The 17,188-nt window shown below is 68.5% G+C and carries 19 protein-coding genes; 9 read left to right on the top strand and 10 right to left on the bottom strand.

Going from position 1 to position 17,188, the window contains the following annotated elements; all coding sequences use genetic code 11:
* Window positions 1–19: 19 nt before the first annotated feature.
* Window positions 20–1,126, bottom strand: a complete 1,107-nt coding sequence (locus EV667_RS07805; protein WP_131834681.1) for a TRAP transporter substrate-binding protein — start codon at window positions 1,124–1,126, stop codon at window positions 20–22.
* 50 nt (window positions 1,127–1,176) lie between these two features.
* On the bottom strand, window positions 1,177–2,277 hold the full coding sequence (locus tag EV667_RS07800) for a TRAP transporter substrate-binding protein (RefSeq protein ID WP_131834680.1): 1,101 nt from the start codon (window positions 2,275–2,277) through the stop codon (window positions 1,177–1,179).
* A 158-nt stretch (window positions 2,278–2,435) separates the two neighbouring features.
* Between EV667_RS07800 and EV667_RS07795 the strand changes: the two genes are divergently transcribed.
* A complete protein-coding gene (locus tag EV667_RS07795; RefSeq protein ID WP_131834679.1) occupies window positions 2,436–3,266 on the top strand; it encodes an isocitrate lyase/PEP mutase family protein in 831 nt (276 codons plus the stop codon).
* A gap of 187 nt (window positions 3,267–3,453) precedes the next feature.
* Here EV667_RS07795 and EV667_RS07790 read toward each other — a convergent pair whose 3' ends face one another.
* The gene (locus EV667_RS07790) at window positions 3,454–4,671 is read right to left on the bottom strand and encodes an Mrp/NBP35 family ATP-binding protein (RefSeq protein ID WP_131834678.1); all 1,218 of its coding nucleotides are present in this window, start codon (window positions 4,669–4,671) and stop codon (window positions 3,454–3,456) included.
* A gap of 247 nt (window positions 4,672–4,918) precedes the next feature.
* Here EV667_RS07790 and EV667_RS07785 point away from each other — a divergent pair, with 247 nt between their 5' ends.
* From EV667_RS07785 to EV667_RS07770, 4 genes are all read left to right on the top strand, one after another.
* Window positions 4,919–5,695 carry an ABC transporter substrate-binding protein gene (locus EV667_RS07785; protein ID WP_131834677.1) on the top strand — a complete coding sequence of 259 codons (777 nt, stop codon included), beginning with the start codon at window positions 4,919–4,921 and terminating at the stop codon, window positions 5,693–5,695.
* 78 nt (window positions 5,696–5,773) lie between these two features.
* Window positions 5,774–6,496 (top strand): ABC transporter permease, encoded by a 723-nt coding sequence (locus EV667_RS07780; RefSeq protein ID WP_131834676.1) that lies wholly within the window; start codon window positions 5,774–5,776, stop codon window positions 6,494–6,496.
* Complete coding sequence (locus tag EV667_RS07775) at window positions 6,496–7,245, top strand: ABC transporter permease (RefSeq protein ID WP_131834675.1); 750 nt, start codon at window positions 6,496–6,498, stop codon at window positions 7,243–7,245. Before EV667_RS07780 ends, EV667_RS07775 begins: the two co-directional genes overlap by 1 nt.
* Window positions 7,246–7,267: 22 nt before the next feature.
* On the top strand, window positions 7,268–7,507 hold the full coding sequence (locus EV667_RS07770) for a hypothetical protein (RefSeq protein ID WP_131834674.1): 240 nt from the start codon (window positions 7,268–7,270) through the stop codon (window positions 7,505–7,507).
* Here the strand turns inward: EV667_RS07770 and EV667_RS07765 are convergent.
* The 3 genes from EV667_RS07765 to cobT form a co-directional block, all read right to left on the bottom strand.
* Entirely contained in the window at window positions 7,504–8,139 is a 636-nt protein-coding gene (locus EV667_RS07765; RefSeq protein ID WP_131835069.1) for a uracil-DNA glycosylase family protein, read from the bottom strand. The genes EV667_RS07770 and EV667_RS07765 overlap by 4 nt on opposite strands.
* 178 nt (window positions 8,140–8,317) lie before the next feature.
* Window positions 8,318–8,839 carry a thermonuclease family protein gene (locus EV667_RS07760; RefSeq protein ID WP_245516023.1) on the bottom strand — a complete coding sequence of 174 codons (522 nt, stop codon included), beginning with the start codon at window positions 8,837–8,839 and terminating at the stop codon, window positions 8,318–8,320.
* Window positions 8,836–9,858 carry a nicotinate-nucleotide--dimethylbenzimidazole phosphoribosyltransferase gene (cobT, locus tag EV667_RS07755; protein ID WP_131834673.1) on the bottom strand — a complete coding sequence of 341 codons (1,023 nt, stop codon included), beginning with the start codon at window positions 9,856–9,858 and terminating at the stop codon, window positions 8,836–8,838. The genes EV667_RS07760 and cobT overlap by 4 nt, the downstream gene beginning before the upstream one ends.
* A 158-nt stretch (window positions 9,859–10,016) precedes the next feature.
* Here cobT and bluB point away from each other — a divergent pair, with 158 nt between their 5' ends.
* The 4 genes from bluB to EV667_RS07735 all read left to right on the top strand — a co-directional run bounded on the left by bluB (window position 10,017) and on the right by EV667_RS07735 (window position 12,498).
* Entirely contained in the window at window positions 10,017–10,706 is a 690-nt protein-coding gene (bluB, locus tag EV667_RS07750) for a 5,6-dimethylbenzimidazole synthase (protein WP_131834672.1), read from the top strand.
* 18 nt (window positions 10,707–10,724) lie between these two features.
* A complete protein-coding gene (gene cobS / locus EV667_RS07745; protein ID WP_131834671.1) occupies window positions 10,725–11,522 on the top strand; it encodes an adenosylcobinamide-GDP ribazoletransferase in 798 nt (265 codons plus the stop codon).
* A 77-nt stretch (window positions 11,523–11,599) separates the two neighbouring features.
* Window positions 11,600–11,779, top strand: a complete 180-nt coding sequence (locus EV667_RS07740) for a DUF1289 domain-containing protein (protein ID WP_131834670.1) — start codon at window positions 11,600–11,602, stop codon at window positions 11,777–11,779.
* A complete protein-coding gene (locus EV667_RS07735; protein ID WP_131834669.1) occupies window positions 11,776–12,498 on the top strand; it encodes a TIGR02281 family clan AA aspartic protease in 723 nt (240 codons plus the stop codon). The genes EV667_RS07740 and EV667_RS07735 overlap by 4 nt, the downstream gene beginning before the upstream one ends.
* Before the next feature lie 6 nt (window positions 12,499–12,504).
* On the opposite strand, the gene EV667_RS07730 is transcribed toward EV667_RS07735, so the two are convergent.
* The 4 genes from EV667_RS07730 to EV667_RS07715 all read right to left on the bottom strand — a co-directional run bounded on the left by EV667_RS07730 (window position 12,505) and on the right by EV667_RS07715 (window position 17,187).
* Window positions 12,505–13,341 carry a sulfite exporter TauE/SafE family protein gene (locus EV667_RS07730; RefSeq protein WP_131834668.1) on the bottom strand — a complete coding sequence of 279 codons (837 nt, stop codon included), beginning with the start codon at window positions 13,339–13,341 and terminating at the stop codon, window positions 12,505–12,507.
* Window positions 13,342–13,393: 52 nt separating this feature from the next.
* On the bottom strand, window positions 13,394–14,395 hold the full coding sequence (gene dusA / locus EV667_RS07725; protein ID WP_131834667.1) for a tRNA dihydrouridine(20/20a) synthase DusA: 1,002 nt from the start codon (window positions 14,393–14,395) through the stop codon (window positions 13,394–13,396).
* Window positions 14,396–14,699: 304 nt separating this feature from the next.
* Window positions 14,700–16,400: a GMC family oxidoreductase gene (locus EV667_RS07720; protein ID WP_131834666.1), complete on the bottom strand. Its 1,701-nt coding sequence runs from the start codon at window positions 16,398–16,400 to the stop codon at window positions 14,700–14,702.
* A gap of 4 nt (window positions 16,401–16,404) precedes the next feature.
* Window positions 16,405–17,187 carry an ABC transporter permease gene (locus EV667_RS07715; RefSeq protein ID WP_131834665.1) on the bottom strand — a complete coding sequence of 261 codons (783 nt, stop codon included), beginning with the start codon at window positions 17,185–17,187 and terminating at the stop codon, window positions 16,405–16,407.
* Between the last annotated feature and the right edge of the window lies 1 nt (window position 17,188).

The raw sequence follows: 17,188 nt of genomic DNA, 5'->3' as shown, positions 1-17,188 counted from the left end.
GGAATAACCGCGCCGTCTCTCACCCCTTCTGGCGGGCGCGGATCATGTAGCCGTCATAGGGATATTCGCCGACCTGCCACCACAGATACTCCTCGTTGCGGAAGGCGAGCATCGAGTCGTAGATCTTCTTGAAGTCCGCGTTCTTGGCGGAAATTTCCGCCATCAGCGCGGTGTTCTCCTTGTAGCAGGCATCCATGATCTCGGCCGGGAACGGGCGCAGCTGGGCGCCGCCGGCCACCAGCCGGCGCAGCGCCGCCGGGTTGCGGGCGTCGTATTTGGCCAGCATGTCGGAATTGGCATAGGCGCTCGCCGCCTCGAACGCGGCCTGATAGGGGCGCGGCAACTCGTTCCACGCCTTCATGTTGGCGATGAAGTGGATGGTCGGGCCGCCCTCCCACCAGCCGGGATAGTAGTAATAGGGCGCCACCCGGACGAAGCCGAGCTTCTCGTCGTCAACCGGCCCGACGAATTCGGCGGCGTCGATGGTGCCTTTTTCCAGCGCGGGATAAATATCGCCGCCGGCAAAGTTCTGCGGCACAAGCCCGAGCCGCGCCAGCACCTGCCCGGCAATGCCGGGGATCCGCATCTTCAGGCCCTTGAGGTCGGCGACGGTCTTGATTTCCTTGCGGAACCAGCCGCCCATCTGCGCCCCGGTATTGCCGCCGGCGAAGCCGATCACGTCGTATTTCGCGAGGAAGGCGTTCTGCAACTCGTTGCCGCCGCCATGGTAGAGCCACGCCGTCTGCATCCGCGCATTGAGCCCGAAGGGCAGCGTGGTGAAGGGGGCGAAGGACGGGTCCTTGCCGATGTAGTAATAGAGCGCGGTCTGGCACACCTCCACCGTGCGGTTCTGCACCGCGTCCAACGCCTGCAGGCCCGGCACCAGCTCACCGGGAGCGAACACGTCGATGGTAAAGCGCCCATCCGTGGCCTCGCCGACATATTTCGACAGCAGGGTGGCGGAGCCATAGATGGTGTCGAGCGATTTCGGGTAGCTCGACGTCAGCCGCCAGCGCAGGGTCGGCAGGGTCTGGGCAATGGCGGGCGCGGCCAGCGTGGAAGCTGCGGCGGCGGTGGCGAGGCCGGCGCCCTTGATCAGGCCCCGGCGGGACGGCGAATGCGGCATCGGCGTTTCCTCTGGTCTGGTGACGTCTTTTTATGGGTTGGCGCGGTCCGCTAACCCCGCGTGCGGGCGCGGATCATGTAGCTGTCATAGGGATATTCACCAACCTGCCACCAGAGGTATTCCTCGTTTCGGAAGGCGATCTGCGCGTCCATGATCTTCTTGAACGCGGCATTCTTCGCCCCGATCTCGGCATTCAACTCGATAGCAGCTTTCCACGAGGCGTCGAGAAAGCTCTGCGGGAAGGTGCGAAGCTGCGCCCCCGCCGCTACCAGCCGGCGCAGTGCCGCCGGGTTGAAGGCGTCGTATTTCGCCAGCATGTCGGAATTAGCATAGGCCACCGCCGCCTCGAACGCGGCCTGATAGGCGCGTGGCAGGGCGTTCCACTTCTCGCGGTTGACCACGACATTCATCGTCGGCCCGCCATCCCACCAGCCGGGATAATAGTAATAGGGCGCCACCCGGTTGAGCCCGAGCTTCTCGTCGTCATATGGCCCGACCCATTCGCAGGCGTCGATCGTGCCCTTCTCCAGCGCGGCATAGATGTCGCCGGGGGCGATCTGCTGCGGCACGACGCCGAGCTTGGCCACCACTTGCCCGGCGATGCCGCCGATGCGGAACTTCAGGCCATGGAAATCGGCGAGGTCCTTCACCTCCTTGCGGAACCAGCCGCCCATCTGGGTGCCGGTATTGCCGCCGAGGAAGCCTACGAGATTGTATCTGGCGAGGAACTCGTCCTGCAGTTCGCGCCCGCCGCCATGGTAGAACCACGCATTCTGCATGCGCGCGTTCAGGCCGAACGGCATGGTGGTGAAGCACGCGAAAGACGGGTCCTTGCCGGTGTAGTAGTAGAGCGGCGTCTGGGCGATCTCGACCGTGCCGTTCTGTACCGCGTCCAGCGCCTGCAGACCGGGGACGATCTCGCCAGCGGCGAAGTTCTGGATGATGAAGCGCCCTTCCGTCACCTCGCTCACATATTTCGACACCAACTCGTTGGCGCCAAAGATCGCGTCCAGCACCTTCGGCACCGAAGAGGTGAGCCGCCAGCGGATGTGCGGTGCGTCCTGCGCGAAGGCGGGGGCCGCAAGGGGCCCGGCCAGCGCGCTCGCGGGAGCGGCGATGGCGGCGGTACGGAGAAAATCGCGGCGCTTCATGGGCGGGCATCCCTCGCAGATGGGCGAGGATGTTTGCAACAGCGGACGGCGCAGGGCAACCGGCTTGGGCGCCTGAGAAGCAGTCGGCAATTTTGTTCTTGATATGTTCCAATTCTGTCTTTAGCCTGCCCTTGACCTGCCGGGGATGAGGTTTCCGCATGGACGACAAGGCTACCCGCTTCCGCGCCCTGCATGAGGGGCCCGGCGCGTTCATCCTGCCCAACCCATGGGACGCGGGCACCGCGCGCATCTTCGCCGCGCTGGGCTATCCCGCGCTCGCCACCACCAGTGCGGGCATGGCGTTCTCGAACGGCGTGCGCGATGGCGATACCGGGCGGGATGCGATGCTGGCCCATTGCGCGCTGATCGTCGCGGCAACCGCGCTTCCGGTCTCGGCCGATCTGGAGAACGGTTTCGGCGATGCGCCCGAGGCGGTGGCCGAGACGATCCGCGCCGCCGCGCGCACGGGGCTGGCGGGCGGCTCGATCGAGGACCATACCGGCCGGCCGGACGCGCCGATCTATGATCTCAGCCTCGCGGTGGAGCGCATCGCGGCGGCGGCGGAGGCGCGCCGGGGCCTTGCGGGCGACTTCGTGCTCACCGCGCGGGCCGAAAACTTCCTGTGGGGCCGACCCGATCTCGACGACACCATCCGCCGGCTGCAGGCGTTCGAGGCGGCGGGCGCCGATGTGCTCTACGCCCCCGGCCTGCCGGACATCGCGGCGGTGCGGACGGTCTGTTCGGCAGTGTCGCGGCCGGTCAATGTCGTCATCGGCATCGGCAGCGCGCGTTTCACCCGGGATGAACTGAGCAAGGCCGGCGTGCGCCGCATCAGCATCGGCTCCAGCCTCGCCCGGCTGGCCTATGGCAGCATCGCCCGCGCGGCGCGGGCGATGGCGCGCGAGGGGCGATTCGATTTTCTCGACGAGGCCATGGGCTTCGCCGAGATCGAAGCCTTCTTCACGCCGTTCGAGGGGCAGAAGCGATAGGCGGCCCGCCCGCCGGCCACGGATGGAGCGGACTGCCGGCGCGGGGTCTGTCGGCTCCGGGCGTGCCTATATCGGAAGCCCCGGTATGGCGGGGCGGCCCGCCGCGTGCACCCGTCCACGACACGGGCCGACCGGCGCCCGATCTGCCGACGAGTCGCGAGCCCCGGCAGGCGGGAACCGCCGTCCCTCACCCCTCCATCACGATCCGCGGCGCGGCGCGGGCGGTGCTGCGGCGGCCGGCGAGCGACTCGCGCACCGCCTGCGCGATGGCGCGGTAGATGCCCGCTTCCGGGCTGTCCGGCCGCGTCGCCACGACAGGCAGGCCGGCATCGGAGGTCTCGCGGATCGACATCTGCAGCGGCACTTCGCCGAGGAAGGGCACGCCGAGCCGCTGCGCCTCGTGCCGCGCCCCGCCATGGCCGAACACGTCGGAGCGGGTGCCGCAATGCGGGCACATGAAATAGCTCATGTTCTCCACCACGCCGAGCACCGGCACGTTCACTTTCTGGAACATGGCGATGCCGCGCCGCGCGTCGATCAGCGCGAGGTCCTGTGGGGTGGAGACGATGACCGCGCCGGCCAGCGGCACCTGCTGCGCCATGGTCAATTGCGCGTCGCCAGTGCCGGGCGGCATGTCGACGACGAGAATGTCGAGCGGCGCCCAGTTCACTTCCTTCAGCATCTGGCTGATCGCCGACATCACCATCGGCCCGCGCCAGATCATCGGCGTCTCTTCCTCGACCATGAAGCCGATGGACATCACCTTGAGGCCGAAGGCCTGCATCGGGGTGATCATCCGGCCGTTCACATCGGGGCGGCCCTTCAGCCCCATCAGGCGCGGCACCGAGGGGCCGTAAATGTCGGCGTCGAGCAGGCCGACCTTGAGCCCGGAAGCGGCGAGGCCCAGCGCCAGATTGGCCGCCAGCGTGGACTTGCCCACGCCACCCTTGCCGGAGGCCACCGCGATGATGGCGCCGACCCCGGGCAGGCCCGGCGTCTCCTTCTGCGGATCGGCCGGCGGCTGCGCGGGGCTGGGGGCGGCGTGCGAATGTCCGGCATGGGAATGACCGGCATGGCTGTGGCCGGCATGGGAATGGCCACCCGCCGCACCCTGCCCCGAAACCCGCACCGGCTGGGCGCCAACCGCCGAAGACGCGCCTGCCTTGCGCTCGGCGGTAAGCGCCACCAGCGCCGAGGTCACGCCCGGCGTACCGCGCACGGTGCGCTCCACGGCGGCGCGCACCGGCTCCCAGGCCTGCGCCTCGCCCGCATCGACGGTGATGGACATGTAGACCTTGCCGTCCGAGACGAGGATGTCGGACAGCACGCCGGCCTCGGTCACGGGACGGCCATCGGGGGCGGAAACCTGCGCCAGCCGCGCCTTCACATCGTCTGCCGTCGCCATAGCGCGCTTCTCCTCAATGGACCTGTTTCAAGCTGAGACACACCAGCGCGCCGCCAGCGTCAACCCATGCCGCGCCATTGCCCGATCAGCCGGTCCGATGGCGCTGCACTGCACTCAAATGGATCACATCGACTTTCTGACTAGGGATGCGGCACGCCCGTTGCACTACATTCGGAAATAGTGCCAGCATGGGTTGCCGGAAAGCACAGAATAGCCGGCCCAGGAAAACCTTTCAGAGGGGAACATCATGAGCCTCGTCACCCGGTTCGCGGCCGTGGCCATCCTTGCATCGGCCTTGGCCGGCGGCGCTTCCGCCAAGGAATGGAAGACCGTCCGCATCGGCACCGAAGGCGCCTACCCGCCCTTCAACTATATCGAGAAGGGCGAGCTGCAGGGCTTCGACATCGATATCGGCAAGGCCCTCTGCGCCAAGATGAAGGTGGAATGCACCTTCACCGCGCAGGACTGGGACGGCATCATTCCCGCCCTGCTGGCGGGCAAATACGACGCCATCGTCGCCTCGATGTCGATCACCGAGGAGCGCCAGCAGCAGATCGCCTTCTCCAAGAAATATTACAAGACCCCCGCCACCTTCGTGGTGCCGGCGAATTCGCCGATCACCGATACCTCGCCAGAGGCACTCAAGGGCAAGGTGCTGGGCGCGCAGGGCTCCACCATCCACTCGAACTATCTCGAAGACCTTTACGCCAAGGCTGGCGCCGAGGTGAAGCTCTACGGCAAGCAGGACGAGGCCAATCTCGACCTCGCCAATGGCCGGCTCGACGCGGTGATCGCCGACAAGGTGGTGCTGCTGGAATGGCTGAAGACCGACGAAGGCAAGTGCTGCAAGTTCACCGGCGCCGAGCATACGGACACGAAGTATTTCGGCGAGGGCGTGGGCGTCGGCATCCGCAAGGGGGATCCCGACCTCGTGGCGATGTTCAACAAGGCGATCGACGAGATCGTCGCCGACGGCACCTACAAGACCATCAACGACAGGTACTTCCCCTTCAGCGTCTACTGACGCCCGCCTTGCAGCGCCGTTCCGGCCCGGCCGGGGCGGCGCCTTTCCGTCGAATGACCGTGGGGCGCGCCGTCCATCATGCTTGATCTCCTTGAGCTGCTGTCCTTCGGCCCGAATGGCTGGGGCGACGAGATTTTGCAGGGCGCGCTGCTCACCATCCAGCTCGCCCTCGTCACCCTGCCGGTCGGCATCGCCATAGGCCTCGCCGTGGCGGTGGCGAAGGATTCGCATTCGCGCCTGCTGCGGGCGGTGGGCGACCTCTACACCACGGTGTTTCGCGGCCTGCCGGAACTGCTCACCCTGTTCATCGTCTATTATGGCGGACAGATGCTGCTCACCCGCCTCGCCGGCTATGTGGTCGAAGGCGCCCATATCGAGGTGAACCAGTTCGTCGCCGGCGTGGTGGCGCTCGGCCTCGTGCTCGGCGCCTTCTCCAGCGAGGTGCTGCTGGCGGCCATTCGCGCTGTGCCGAAAGGCCAGAAGGAGGCCGCCTCGGCGCTCGGCCTGTCGGGCTGGAGCACTTTCCGGCTCGTCACCTTCCCGCAGCTCTGGCGCATCGCCCTGCCGGGGCTTTCCAACAACTGGATGGTGCTGCTGAAGGACACCTCGCTGGTCTCGGTCATCGCCATCACCGACCTGATGCGCCAGACCTCGATCGCGGTGGGCGTGACCAAGCAGCCCTTCTTCTTCTACCTCGTCGCCTGCCTCATCTATCTCGTCTTCTCCGGCCTATCGAGCATCGTCTTCTCTGCGCTGGAGAACCGGGCCTCGCGCGGCTTCAAGCGCGTGGGAGGCCATTGATGGAGCCCTTTCTCGGCATGCTCGGCGACGGCTTCCTCTGGCTGATGAGCCTGATCGGCCTCAACGCCGACCTGATGAGCCGTTACGGCCTGCGCTTTCTCGACGGCGTCTGGGTGACGCTGCAACTGGTCGGGCTGTCCATCGTCTTCGGCGCGGTGCTGGCGCTGCCGCTCGCCATCGCCCGGGTGGAGGGCGGCAAGTTCCTCTCCCGCGCGGCGTTCACCTATTCCTATTTCTTCCGCGGCACCCCCCTCCTGGCGCAGACCTTCCTCATCTATTACGGCGCCGGCCAGTTCCGCGAGCAGCTGACCGATATCGGCCTGTGGTGGTTCTTCCGCGACGCTTTCAACTGCGCGGTGTTCACCTTCACCCTCAACACCGCCGCCTACCAGTCGGAGATCCTGCGCGGCGGCATCCAGACCCTGCCTGTCGGCCAGATGGAGGCGGCGCAGGCGCTCGGTCTCCACCGCGTGCTGGCCTATCGCAAGATCATCCTGCCGCAGGCGATCGCGGTGGGCCTGCGCCCTCTCGGCAATGAGGTGGTGCTGATGATCAAGGCCAGCGCCATCGCCTCGGTGATCACTGTCTACGACCTGATGGGCGTCACCCGCCTCGCTTTCTCCCGCTCCTACGACATGGAGGTCTATCTCTGGGCGGCGGTGCTCTATCTCATAATGGTCGAGATCGTGCGACGGGTGTGGAACGTGCTGGAGCGCCGGCTCAACCGGCATCTGCTGCTGTCGCACTGAACCGCAAAGGGGAGGAAAGCCAATGCCACTGGCCGAAGAAGCCTGGCGCGTCTTTGTGAGAAAGGACGGACGGGACGAGAACGACAATCCCGTTCACCCCACCATCGGCTATCTCGCGGGGTTCGGCGTGAAGTTCCAGGCCGAAGAAGCCGTGCTCAAGGCGCTGGACGATACCGACTATCTCGTCGTGTCGTCCGACAGGGTCGAAAGCGACGTTATCGCGGGTAAGAACCTGCAGGCCGAGCAGGTCGTGCTCGACTAACCCACCAGCCGCGCCACCTCGGTGCGCAGCACGGGCACGAGTTCCGCCTCGAACCAGGGGTGGCGCCTGAGCCAGCCGCTGTTGCGCCAGGAAGGGTGCGGCAGCGGCAGCAGGCGGGGTTGCGCGTGCGCGTCCCATATCTCGCGCCAGCGCTCCACCCGTTCGGTGAGCCCGCCGCCCACGAAGCGCTCCAGCCCCAGCCGCCTGAGGTGATAGGCCTGCGCGGACGCACCCACCGCCACGATCAGATCGAAGGGCGGCCGCGCGGCGAACAGCCGGTCGTGCCACAGGCTGGCGCATTCCCGGCGCGGCGGCAGGTCGCCCCCCTTGGCATCCTGCCCGGGAAAGCAGAAGCCCATGGCTGCCACGGCGATGCGGTTCTCGTCATAGAACGTCTCGCTGTCGACGCCGAGCCAGCCGCGCAGCCGGTCGCCGGAGGCATCCGTGAAGGACTGGCCGGAGGCATGCACCCTCGTTCCCGGCGCCTGCCCGGCGATGAGGATCCTTGCGCGAGCCCCGACATGCAGCACCGGGCGCGGGGCGTGCGGCAGCGGCGTGCCGCGCGGCGTCTCCACGCAGAAGCGACAGGCGCGGATGTCGGCGAGCAGGGTGACGAGCGGATCGGGCGGCATCGCGGTTAAATAGGAAGACACGCCCGGTTCGTCATCCCGGACGGCGCTCGCCGCCCGTGAATGGACCGTAACTCGGAGCCTGTCCTCGGGCGTGCCGGCGGCAAGACCCGTGGGCTCGCATCTCGGGATGACGGTGCGGTGGGGGGCAACGGCTTGTGTCCGGACCTCCAACGCGGCCTCACTCCGCCGGCCGCGGATGGCGCGCCCGCCAGTCCGCCGGCATCTCGAACGGGCCCGACCAGATGCCGGCACCCGCCGACTTCGCCGCGCGCTCCTCGGCCCGGTAGGCCAGACCGAGCGCCACCGCCCAGCCCTGCCGCACCAGTTCCGCCCCGATATCGGCGCCCTCGACCGCGCAGCGCGCCACGGCGCGGCCATAGCGATCCTCGTCCATCGGCCGGCAGCTCACCTCGCCCCGCGCGACGAGGGCCGCCAGCGCCCCGCGCGCCTTCATCCCGCAGGGCCAGGCCGTCAACCCCTCGCCGCAGTCCTGGTGCAGTTCCGGCGCGTCAATGCCCTCCAACCGCACCCGCTCGCCCTCGATCTCAAGGCTGTCGCCATCCGCCACCCGCACCGCGCCAGTGAGCGGGGGCACGAACCGCTCCACCACCAGCGCGACCACGATCAGCCCCAGCGCGAGGAGAATTCCGCGAAGGGTCTGCGGCCGCCAGCCACGCGCAGGGCGTTTGCCGCGCCTCACGCCCCCGCCACGCCGGCCTCGGCAAAGGTGGCCATGCCGCTGTGGCAGGCGAGCGCCGACTTGATGATGCCGATGGACAGCGCCGCACCGGAACCCTCGCCGAGCCGCATGTCGAGGTCCAGCAGCGGGCGCAGCCCGAGCCGCTCCAGCACCACGCGGTGCGCCGGCTCGGCGGAGACATGGCCGGCGAGGCAATGGTCGAGCGCGGCGGGGTCGAGCGCCTTCAGCACGGCGGCGGCGGCAGTGACGACATAGCCGTCGAGCACCACAGGCACGCGCTGCAGCCGGGCGGCGAGGATCGCGCCGGCCATCGCCGCTACCTCCCGCCCGCCGAGCTTGCGCAGCACCTCCAGCGGGTCGTCGAGATGGCCCTTCGCGCGCGCCACCGCCGCCCGCACCGCTTCCACCTTGCGCTCCAGCACCGCGCCGGTGGCGCCGGTGCCGGGGCCCACCCAGTCACTGGCGTCGCCGCCATAAAGCCCGTGGAAGATGGCGGCCGCCACCGTGGTATTGCCGATGCCCATTTCGCCGAGGCACAGCAGGTCCGGCTCACCCGCCAGCGCCTCCATGCCGAAGGCCATGGTGGCGGCGCATTCAGCCTCGGTGAGGGCGTCCTTCTCGACGATATCGGGCGTCGGCAGGTCGAGCGCGAGATCGAACACCCGGAGCCCGGCGCCGAACACGCCGCAGATCTGATTCACCGCCGCCTTGCCGGCGGTGAAGGTGGCGACCATCTGCTTGGTCACCTCGGAGGGATAAGGCGAGACGCCGCGCCCTGCCACGCCATGGGTGGCCGCGAACACCGCCACCGTCGGCCGGTTAATCTGCGGAATCTCCCGCCCCTGCCAGCCGGCAATGTGGATCGCGATCTCCTCCAGCCGCCCCAGCGCGCCGGGCGGCTTGACGAGTTGCCCCTGCCGGGCGGTCGCGGCGGCGCGGGCCGCCATGTCCGGCCCCGGCATCTCGGTGACGAGGTTGCGGATATCGTCGAAGGGCAGGCCGGTGGCGGAGCGCAGCATGGGAGCCTCAGCAGCAAAACGGGCGAGCGCCACGGAAGAGTGTCGCCTTGGGCGCGAGGGCGGGTTAGACCCTCCATGAGGGTCGCGCAACCCTTGCCTCCGCAGCTTCGCCCCCAGCTCTCTGCATGGGCCTGCGCGCAGGCCGCAGGGGATCACGTATGGGAGCCCGCATGGTCGTTCCTCTGGCAGCCGCACGCACAGCCGCTTCGGCGGAGCCGCCGGCGTTCGACGCCACCTTTCGCGACGGGCTCGACGCGCTGTTCGCCTGGCGGCGCGATGTCCGCTGCTTCCGCACCACACCGCTCGACGCGGCGGAGTATGACGCGCTGCTGGCCGCCGCCTGCCGCGCGCCAAGCGTGGGCCTGAGCCAGCCCTGGCGACTGGTGCGGGTGCGGGACGACGCCCGCCGCGACGCCATCCGCGCCATTTTCAAAGCCTCGAACGCGCAGGCGCTGGCACTCCAGCCGACCGAGCGCGCCGGCCTCTATGCCCGGTTGAAGCTCGCCGGGCTGGATGACGCCCCCGAGCAGCTCGCCGTCTTCGTCGAGCCCGATCCCGCCACCGGCCACGGCCTGGGTCGCGCCACCATGCCGGAGACGGTCGCCTATTCCGCCGTGCTCGCCATCCACACGCTGTGGCTCGCGGCGGCGGCGCGCGGCATCGGGGTCGGCTGGGTGTCGATCCTCGACCCGACGGCGGTCGCCCACGCGCTGGAGGTGCCGGCGCACTGGCAACTGGTCGGCTATCTCTGCATCGGCTATCCCGCCGAGCCTTCGGATGTACCGGAGCTGGAGCGCGCCGGCTGGGAGCGTCGGCGCCCCCTTGCCGACCTGCTGGTCGAACGCTGAGGCTTCAGGACAACGTCGATGCCCCTCCTCCCCGTGCTTGCCAACGTCTTTGCCGCTGTCCCGGCCGCGCTGCGCTTTCTCTCGCGGCTGCCGGTGCGGCTGCCTTCCGAACCTCAAGAGGACGGCCCCCCCGATCTCGACCGCCTCGGCCCGGCGCTGCCGCTGGCCGGCGCGGTGCTGGGGCTGATCGCCGCGTCGGTGCTGGTCGTCGCCCACGGGGTAGGTCTGGGCGACTTCCTCGCCGCCACCCTGGCGGTCGCCGTGCTGGTGGCGATTTCAGGCGCGCTGCATGAGGACGGGCTGGCCGATGTCGCCGATGCGCTCGGCGGCATGAACGTGGCGCGGCGGCTGGAAATCATGAAGGACAGCCGGGTCGGCGCTTTCGGCGTCTGCGCCCTCATCCTCGCTTTCTCCCTGCGCATCGGCGCGCTGGCGGGACTGCTGGCGATCGCCCCGCTTGCCGCCGCCGCCGGTCTCATCGCCGCCGTCAGCGTGTCGCGCCTCGCGGGGTTGTGGATGCTGGCCGCCCTGCCCTTCGCCCGGGCGGACGGCCTCGCCCGCAGCGCCGGCGTGCCGGGCGCGGCGAGCCGGCGGCTGGCGCTGGGCGTGGCTCTCATAGTGGCCATCGTCCTCGTCGTCCCCCTCATCGGCCTCGTCGGCCTTGTGGGCGCGGCGCTTTTCGGGCTGCTGGCCTTCCTCCTCGTGGTTCGCCTTGCGCGCGCCCAATTCGGCGGGCAGACCGGCGACGTCGCCGGAGCCGCGACCCTTCTTGTCGAGATTGCCTTCCTGATCGGTCTGTTGATCTTCGCGCGCTGATGCCCTGCCGGCCCGGAGCTTAACCGGATCGACAGGAAATTGCGCCAGAGTCAGTTGTCCCTGAGCGTACCGAATCAATGCCGCAAACCGTTACCACACCTTGTGTTTCCGTCTGTACGCTGGATGCGCGCGGACGGCTTTGCCTCGGCTGCGGCCGCACCCTGGAGGAGATCGGCGCGTGGCCCACGCTCGGCGAAAACGAGCGGCGCGCCATCATGGCCCGCCTGAACCAGCGCCCCGCAGGAGCCGCGCGATGAACGCCGACCGCCTGATGTGGATCGTGGTGATCGGCCTCGCCGGTGGCATAGGGCTGGTGTTCTGGGCCTCGCGCTATGGCGAGGTCGGCGGCCTCGGCGCCAACGATCTCGCGCAGCTTGTCTTCTACGGCTCGCTGCTGATGGTTGTGGGCGCCAGCGTGTTCGCCACCTTCACCGGCCGGTTGGGCGAAGCGCTGCGCGCCGCCGCGCTCTGGCTGGTGATTTTCGCCGTTCTGGCCGTGGGGTATTCCTACCGGGTCGAACTGCACGCGGTTGCCTACCGGGTGCTGGCCGAACTGGCCCCGGGCTATGCCGTGCCGCTGGCCGATGACGGGCCGGCGGTCGAGGTGGCCCGCGCCCGCGACGGCGATTTCAACGTGCGGGTCGAGGTCAATGGCAACCGCATCCCGATGCTGGTCGACACCGGCGCCTCCAGCGTCGTGCTGACGCCCGAGGACGCGGTGGCGGTGGGCCTGCCACTGGAGTTCCTGCGCTACGACATTCCCATCGACACCGCCAATGGGCGCGGCCGCGCGGCGGCGGTGGTGCTGGAGCGCATCGGCATCGCCGGCTCGATCGACGAACGCGACGTGCCGGCCCTCGTCGCCAGCCCCGGCACGCTCAAGCACAGCCTGCTGGGCATGACGTTCCTCTCCCGCCTCGCCAGCTTCGAGATTCGCGGCGAGAAGTTGGTGATGCGTGCCAAGGCCCTGGAGTAGCGGGCCTCACTCGACGATCAGCGCGACCACGAAGCGCAGGCCGACGATGAGCAGATAAAGACCGAACCCGACTTCCAGCTGGCGCCGGGTGAAGCCGTGCGCCAGCCGGGCGCCGAGCGGCGCGGCCAGCGTCGCGATGCCGCCCACCAGCACCAGCCCCGGCAGCGAGACATAGCCGAGCGAGAAGGGCGGCAACTCGTCCAGATGCGGGATGCCGCTGATGATGTAGCCGATGGTGCCCGGGACCGCGATCAGCGCCCCGAGCCCGGCCGAGGTGGCGATGGCGGTATGGATCGGCACCCGGTAGAGGGTGAGCACCACGGTGGCGATGCCGCCGCCGGAAATGCCGATCAGCGGCGCCGAGGCGCCGATGCCGAAGCCATAGAGCGCCATCGGCAAGCGCCCCGGCAGCGTGTCGGCCAGCACCCAGTGGTCGCGGCCGAACAGCAGCTTCGACGACATCAGCGCGGCGAACAGCACGAAGGCGATTTTCAGCACCACGTCCGGCGACACCGCCGCCAGCAGGGTGCCCGCGACGACACCGGCCACCAGCGGAACGGCCCATTGCCGCATGATGGAGTTGTCGATCTTGGTGCGGCGTCGATGGGCGAGGTAGGAGCGCAGCGCGGTCGGCACGATGATGGCCAGCGCCGTGCCGACGGAGAGGTGCATGCGCTCGGAATCGTCGACCCCTACCGCGCCGAACACCTCATAGAGCACCGGCACGATGATCGCCCCGCCGCCGATACCGAAAAGGCCGGCGAGGATGCCTGTGGCAAGGCCGGCCACCAGCAGCACGCCGGACAGCCACATCAGATGTTCGAGAGGAATTGCCTGCACCATCACGCCACCACGCCACGCCTTCGTTCCGGGCCACCGGGGTGATGGCCCTGCTTCATGCCACCAGGGACCGCCGCTCTTCCGCCCTGCGCACCTCGTCGACGGCGGCGCGCAGCACATCAAGATTCGCTTCCGGCTTCACGCCCTCGGTTGCGAGATGGCGCCGGAAGGCCCGCGCGCCGGGACGGCCGGTGAACAGGCCGAGCATATGGCGGGTGATGTCGTGGAGCCGGCCGCCCGCGGCGAGGTGGGCGGCGACATAGGGCTCGAAGGCGGCCACGGCCGCAAAAGCGTCGGCGTGCGGGTCCGCGTCGCCGAAGAACAGGCTGTCGACCCGCAGCAGCAGTTCGGGCTGCTGATAGGCGGCGCGGCCGAGCATGACCCCATCGACATGCGCCAGCTGCGCCTGCGCGGCCTCCAGCGTGGCGATGCCGCCATTCAGGCTGACCGGCACATCGGGCAGCCGCGCCTTCAGCCGGTGCACCCGGTCATAATCGAGCGGGGGAATGTCGCGATTTTCCTTGGGCGACAGCCCTTCGAGCCACGCCTTGCGGGCATGGACGATCAGCGCGTCCGCCCCTGCCGCCAGCACCGCATCGGCAAGCGAGTCGAGCGCGACTTCCGGGTCCTGCTCGTCGACGCCGAGCCGGCATTTCACGGTGATGGGAATGGCCACTTCCGCCTTCATGGCGGCCACGCACGCGGCGACCAGCGAAGGATCGCGCATCAGGCAGGCGCCGAAATTTCCGCCCTGCACACGGTCGGAGGGGCAGCCGACATTGAGGTTGACCTCGCCATAGCCCCATTCCGCGCAGATCGCCGCGGCCTTCGCCAGCGCCGCCGGGTCCGAACCGCCCAGTTGCACCGCGATCGGGTGCTCCTGCGGCGAATAGCCGATCAGCCGGCCGCGATCGCCGAAAATCACCGCATTTGCCGTCACCATCTCGGTATAGAGCAGCGCCCGGCGCGAGAGGACCCGGTGGAATGCCCGGCAATGCCGGTCCGTCCAGTCGATCATAGGGGCCACGGCAAATCTAAATGATTGATTTTTCGACATTATTTTTGTGACTTCAAAGTGTCGGGTCGCATCGTGCACGGTCGGTTCTTGCCCACGATACGCCCCGGATTTCGTTCTTTCCACGCGTGCGTGCACACCGGGCGCCCACGGATTTGCCTCCTTCACTAAACTAAAATCCGGCTGCTGGAGAGCCCCGATCCGTCGGACGAGGCCGTATGTCGGACTTTCCTGCGCCGCAAGGATGCCCAGGAATGCGCGCCGACAGGAACCACGCCCTTGATCGTCGCGAACCCGCGTCACACGCAGGTCACGCGACGCGAGACGGTGCCAAGGCTCGCGCTCTTTATCGGTGGCCGTCGCGGATGAAGCCGGCAATGCGCTCGGCGATCATGATGGTTGGCATGTTGGTATTGGCGCGCGGGATCGACGGCATCACCGAAGCATCGGCGACGTATAGACCCTCAACACCGAGCACCGCGCCAAGCGGCGAGGTCACGGCCAGCGGATCGTCGGCCTGCCCCATGCGGCAGGTGCCCGAGGGATGCCAGGTGCCGCCGACATTCAGCCGCACGAATTCGGTCAGCGCGTCGTCGTCGGACACTAGTTCGCGCAGGGTGATGCCTTGCGTCACCACCGCATGGATGAGCGCTGCCCGCAGCGGGCCGGCTCCATCGAGCAGCCCGGCGAGCGCGCCGCGCTGCATCGCGTTCCAGGCGCCGGGCGCCGCGATCCCGGCGACGCGCGGCGTGTAGCTCGCGGGGAACACCACGTCGCGCACACCGTCCATGCCAGGGTCTAGCAGGACCTCCGCGCCCATGCGCAGCGCTGCCTTGAGGCGGGTGAGGTCCCGTTCGTCGCTCAGCATGCGGAAGTCGACCTCCGGCTCCACGGCCGGATCGCGCGAGACAAGACGCAGGAAGCCGCGCGAACAGGACTTGTTCACCCAGAAAAACAGGCTGCCGGTCCGCAGCCCCACCGAATGCCAGCCCGCGCGCGACAGGATCGCCGCGTGCATGTCTCCGGCCGGCGTTCCGGACAGGCCGGAGGAGTAGCGCCAGATCGCCTGTTCATGGTGCTCGCCCGGATTGCGCTCGCGTGCGCCCGGCGGCAGCCAGGTCGCGACCGCGATGGAGGGGTGTTCCATCAAATTGCGGCCGACGCCCCGCCGGTCGCACAGCACCGGGATGCCGAGCGCGCGCAGTTCCCCCGCCGGCCCGATGCCGGAGCGCAGCAGCAGCGTGGGAGAATGGATCGCCCCGGCCCCAAGCACGATCTGGCGCGCGTCGATGGTGTGCCGCTCGTTTCCGGCCGCCTCGACCTCGGCACCGATGGCGCGGGTACCCTCGAACAGAAGGCGCGTCGCGACATGGCCGGTGAGGATCGTCAGGTTCGGGCGGCGGCGGACCTCCGGGGTCAGATAGGCGAGCGAGGTCGGCTGGCGCTCGCCGCGATCATCCACCGCCACCACGCCGCGAAAGGTGCCGTCCTCCCATATCCCGTTCTGGTCGGGCCGGATCGGGTGGCCGCGCCGGTCCAGCGTCCTCATCACGCGGTCGACGAAGGGCGATATCTGCGCGTCACCGATGCGGCGCAGCACCAGCGGGCCGTCGGAGCCGTGCAGCGGACCGCCGAAATCACGGTCGGCTTCCATCGCGCGGAACACCGGCAGGCAGGCCTCCCAGTTCCACCCCTCCGCGCCGAGCGCCTCCCATTCGTCATAGTCACCGGGGGCGCCCCGATTGGCCATCAGGGCATTGATCGCCGAGCCGCCGCCAAGAATCCGGGCCTGCTCGTAGCGGCGGGGCCGGCGGCCGGCATTGCGCGCCGCGCCGCCCATCAGCGCGGTCAGCCGGCACCAGATGTTGGCTCTGTCGAGATAGGCACGGCCGGGATAGCGCGCCTGCACCTCGGCGGGGATGTCGCCGACCGAGACATTGCGGCCGGCCTCCACGAGGACGATTTCACGATGCGGGTCTTCGGAAAGCCGGGCGGCCAGCACGCAGCCGGCCGATCCGCCGCCGAGGATCAGTGTATCGGTGTTCATGACGCTAGGCCCGGCCGCGCTCGCCGCGCGCGTTCAGAGCTACCAGCATGACCACGAGGAAGGACACGGCGGTGAGCAGCGTGCTGATCGCGGCAATGGTCGGGTCGATCTCGTCGCGCAGTGCGGTGAACATGCGCTTGGTCAACGTCTGATACTGGCCGCCGGAGATGAACAGCGCCACCACCGTCTCGTCGAGCGCCGAGATGAAGGCGAACAGCAGGCCGGTGATCACGCTCGGGCGGATCTGCGGCAGCGTGACGATGAAGAATGTGCGCAGCCGGTTCATGCCGAGGCTGCGCGAGACCATTTCCTGTGCGGGATCGAATTTCCGCAATCCCACAAGCACCGAGGTGATGACATAGGGCAGGCCAAGCATGACATTTGCGAGTATCAGGCCGGTCATGGTCGCCAGCAGGCCGACATTGGCATAGACGAGAAACACGCCCACGGCCGTGATCACGATCGGCACCACGAGCGGCAGCATCAGAACCAGTTGAAGGCTGCGGACCAGCCGCGAACTGGCGAGGTTCAGCGCATAGGCGGCGGCGGTTCCCATCACCGTGGCGATGACCGCGCTCGACACGGCGACGATGAGACTGACCCGCGTTGCCTGCATCCAGGCGGGGCTGGCGAGATAGGCCTCATACCAGCGCAGCGACCAGGAGGGCGGCGGAAAGGCGAGGAACCGCGCGCCGGAGAAAGACATCGGCACGATGATGACGATGGGAATGATCAGCCACAGCAGGACGAGGCCGACGAAGGTACGCAGCAGGATCGTGGATGCCATC

The organism is Ancylobacter aquaticus, assembly GCF_004339465.1.
Lineage (GTDB): Bacteria > Pseudomonadota > Alphaproteobacteria > Rhizobiales > Xanthobacteraceae > Ancylobacter > Ancylobacter aquaticus.
The sequence above is the reverse complement of the archived record's forward strand: the minus strand, read 5'-3'. Positions and strand labels throughout refer to the sequence as shown.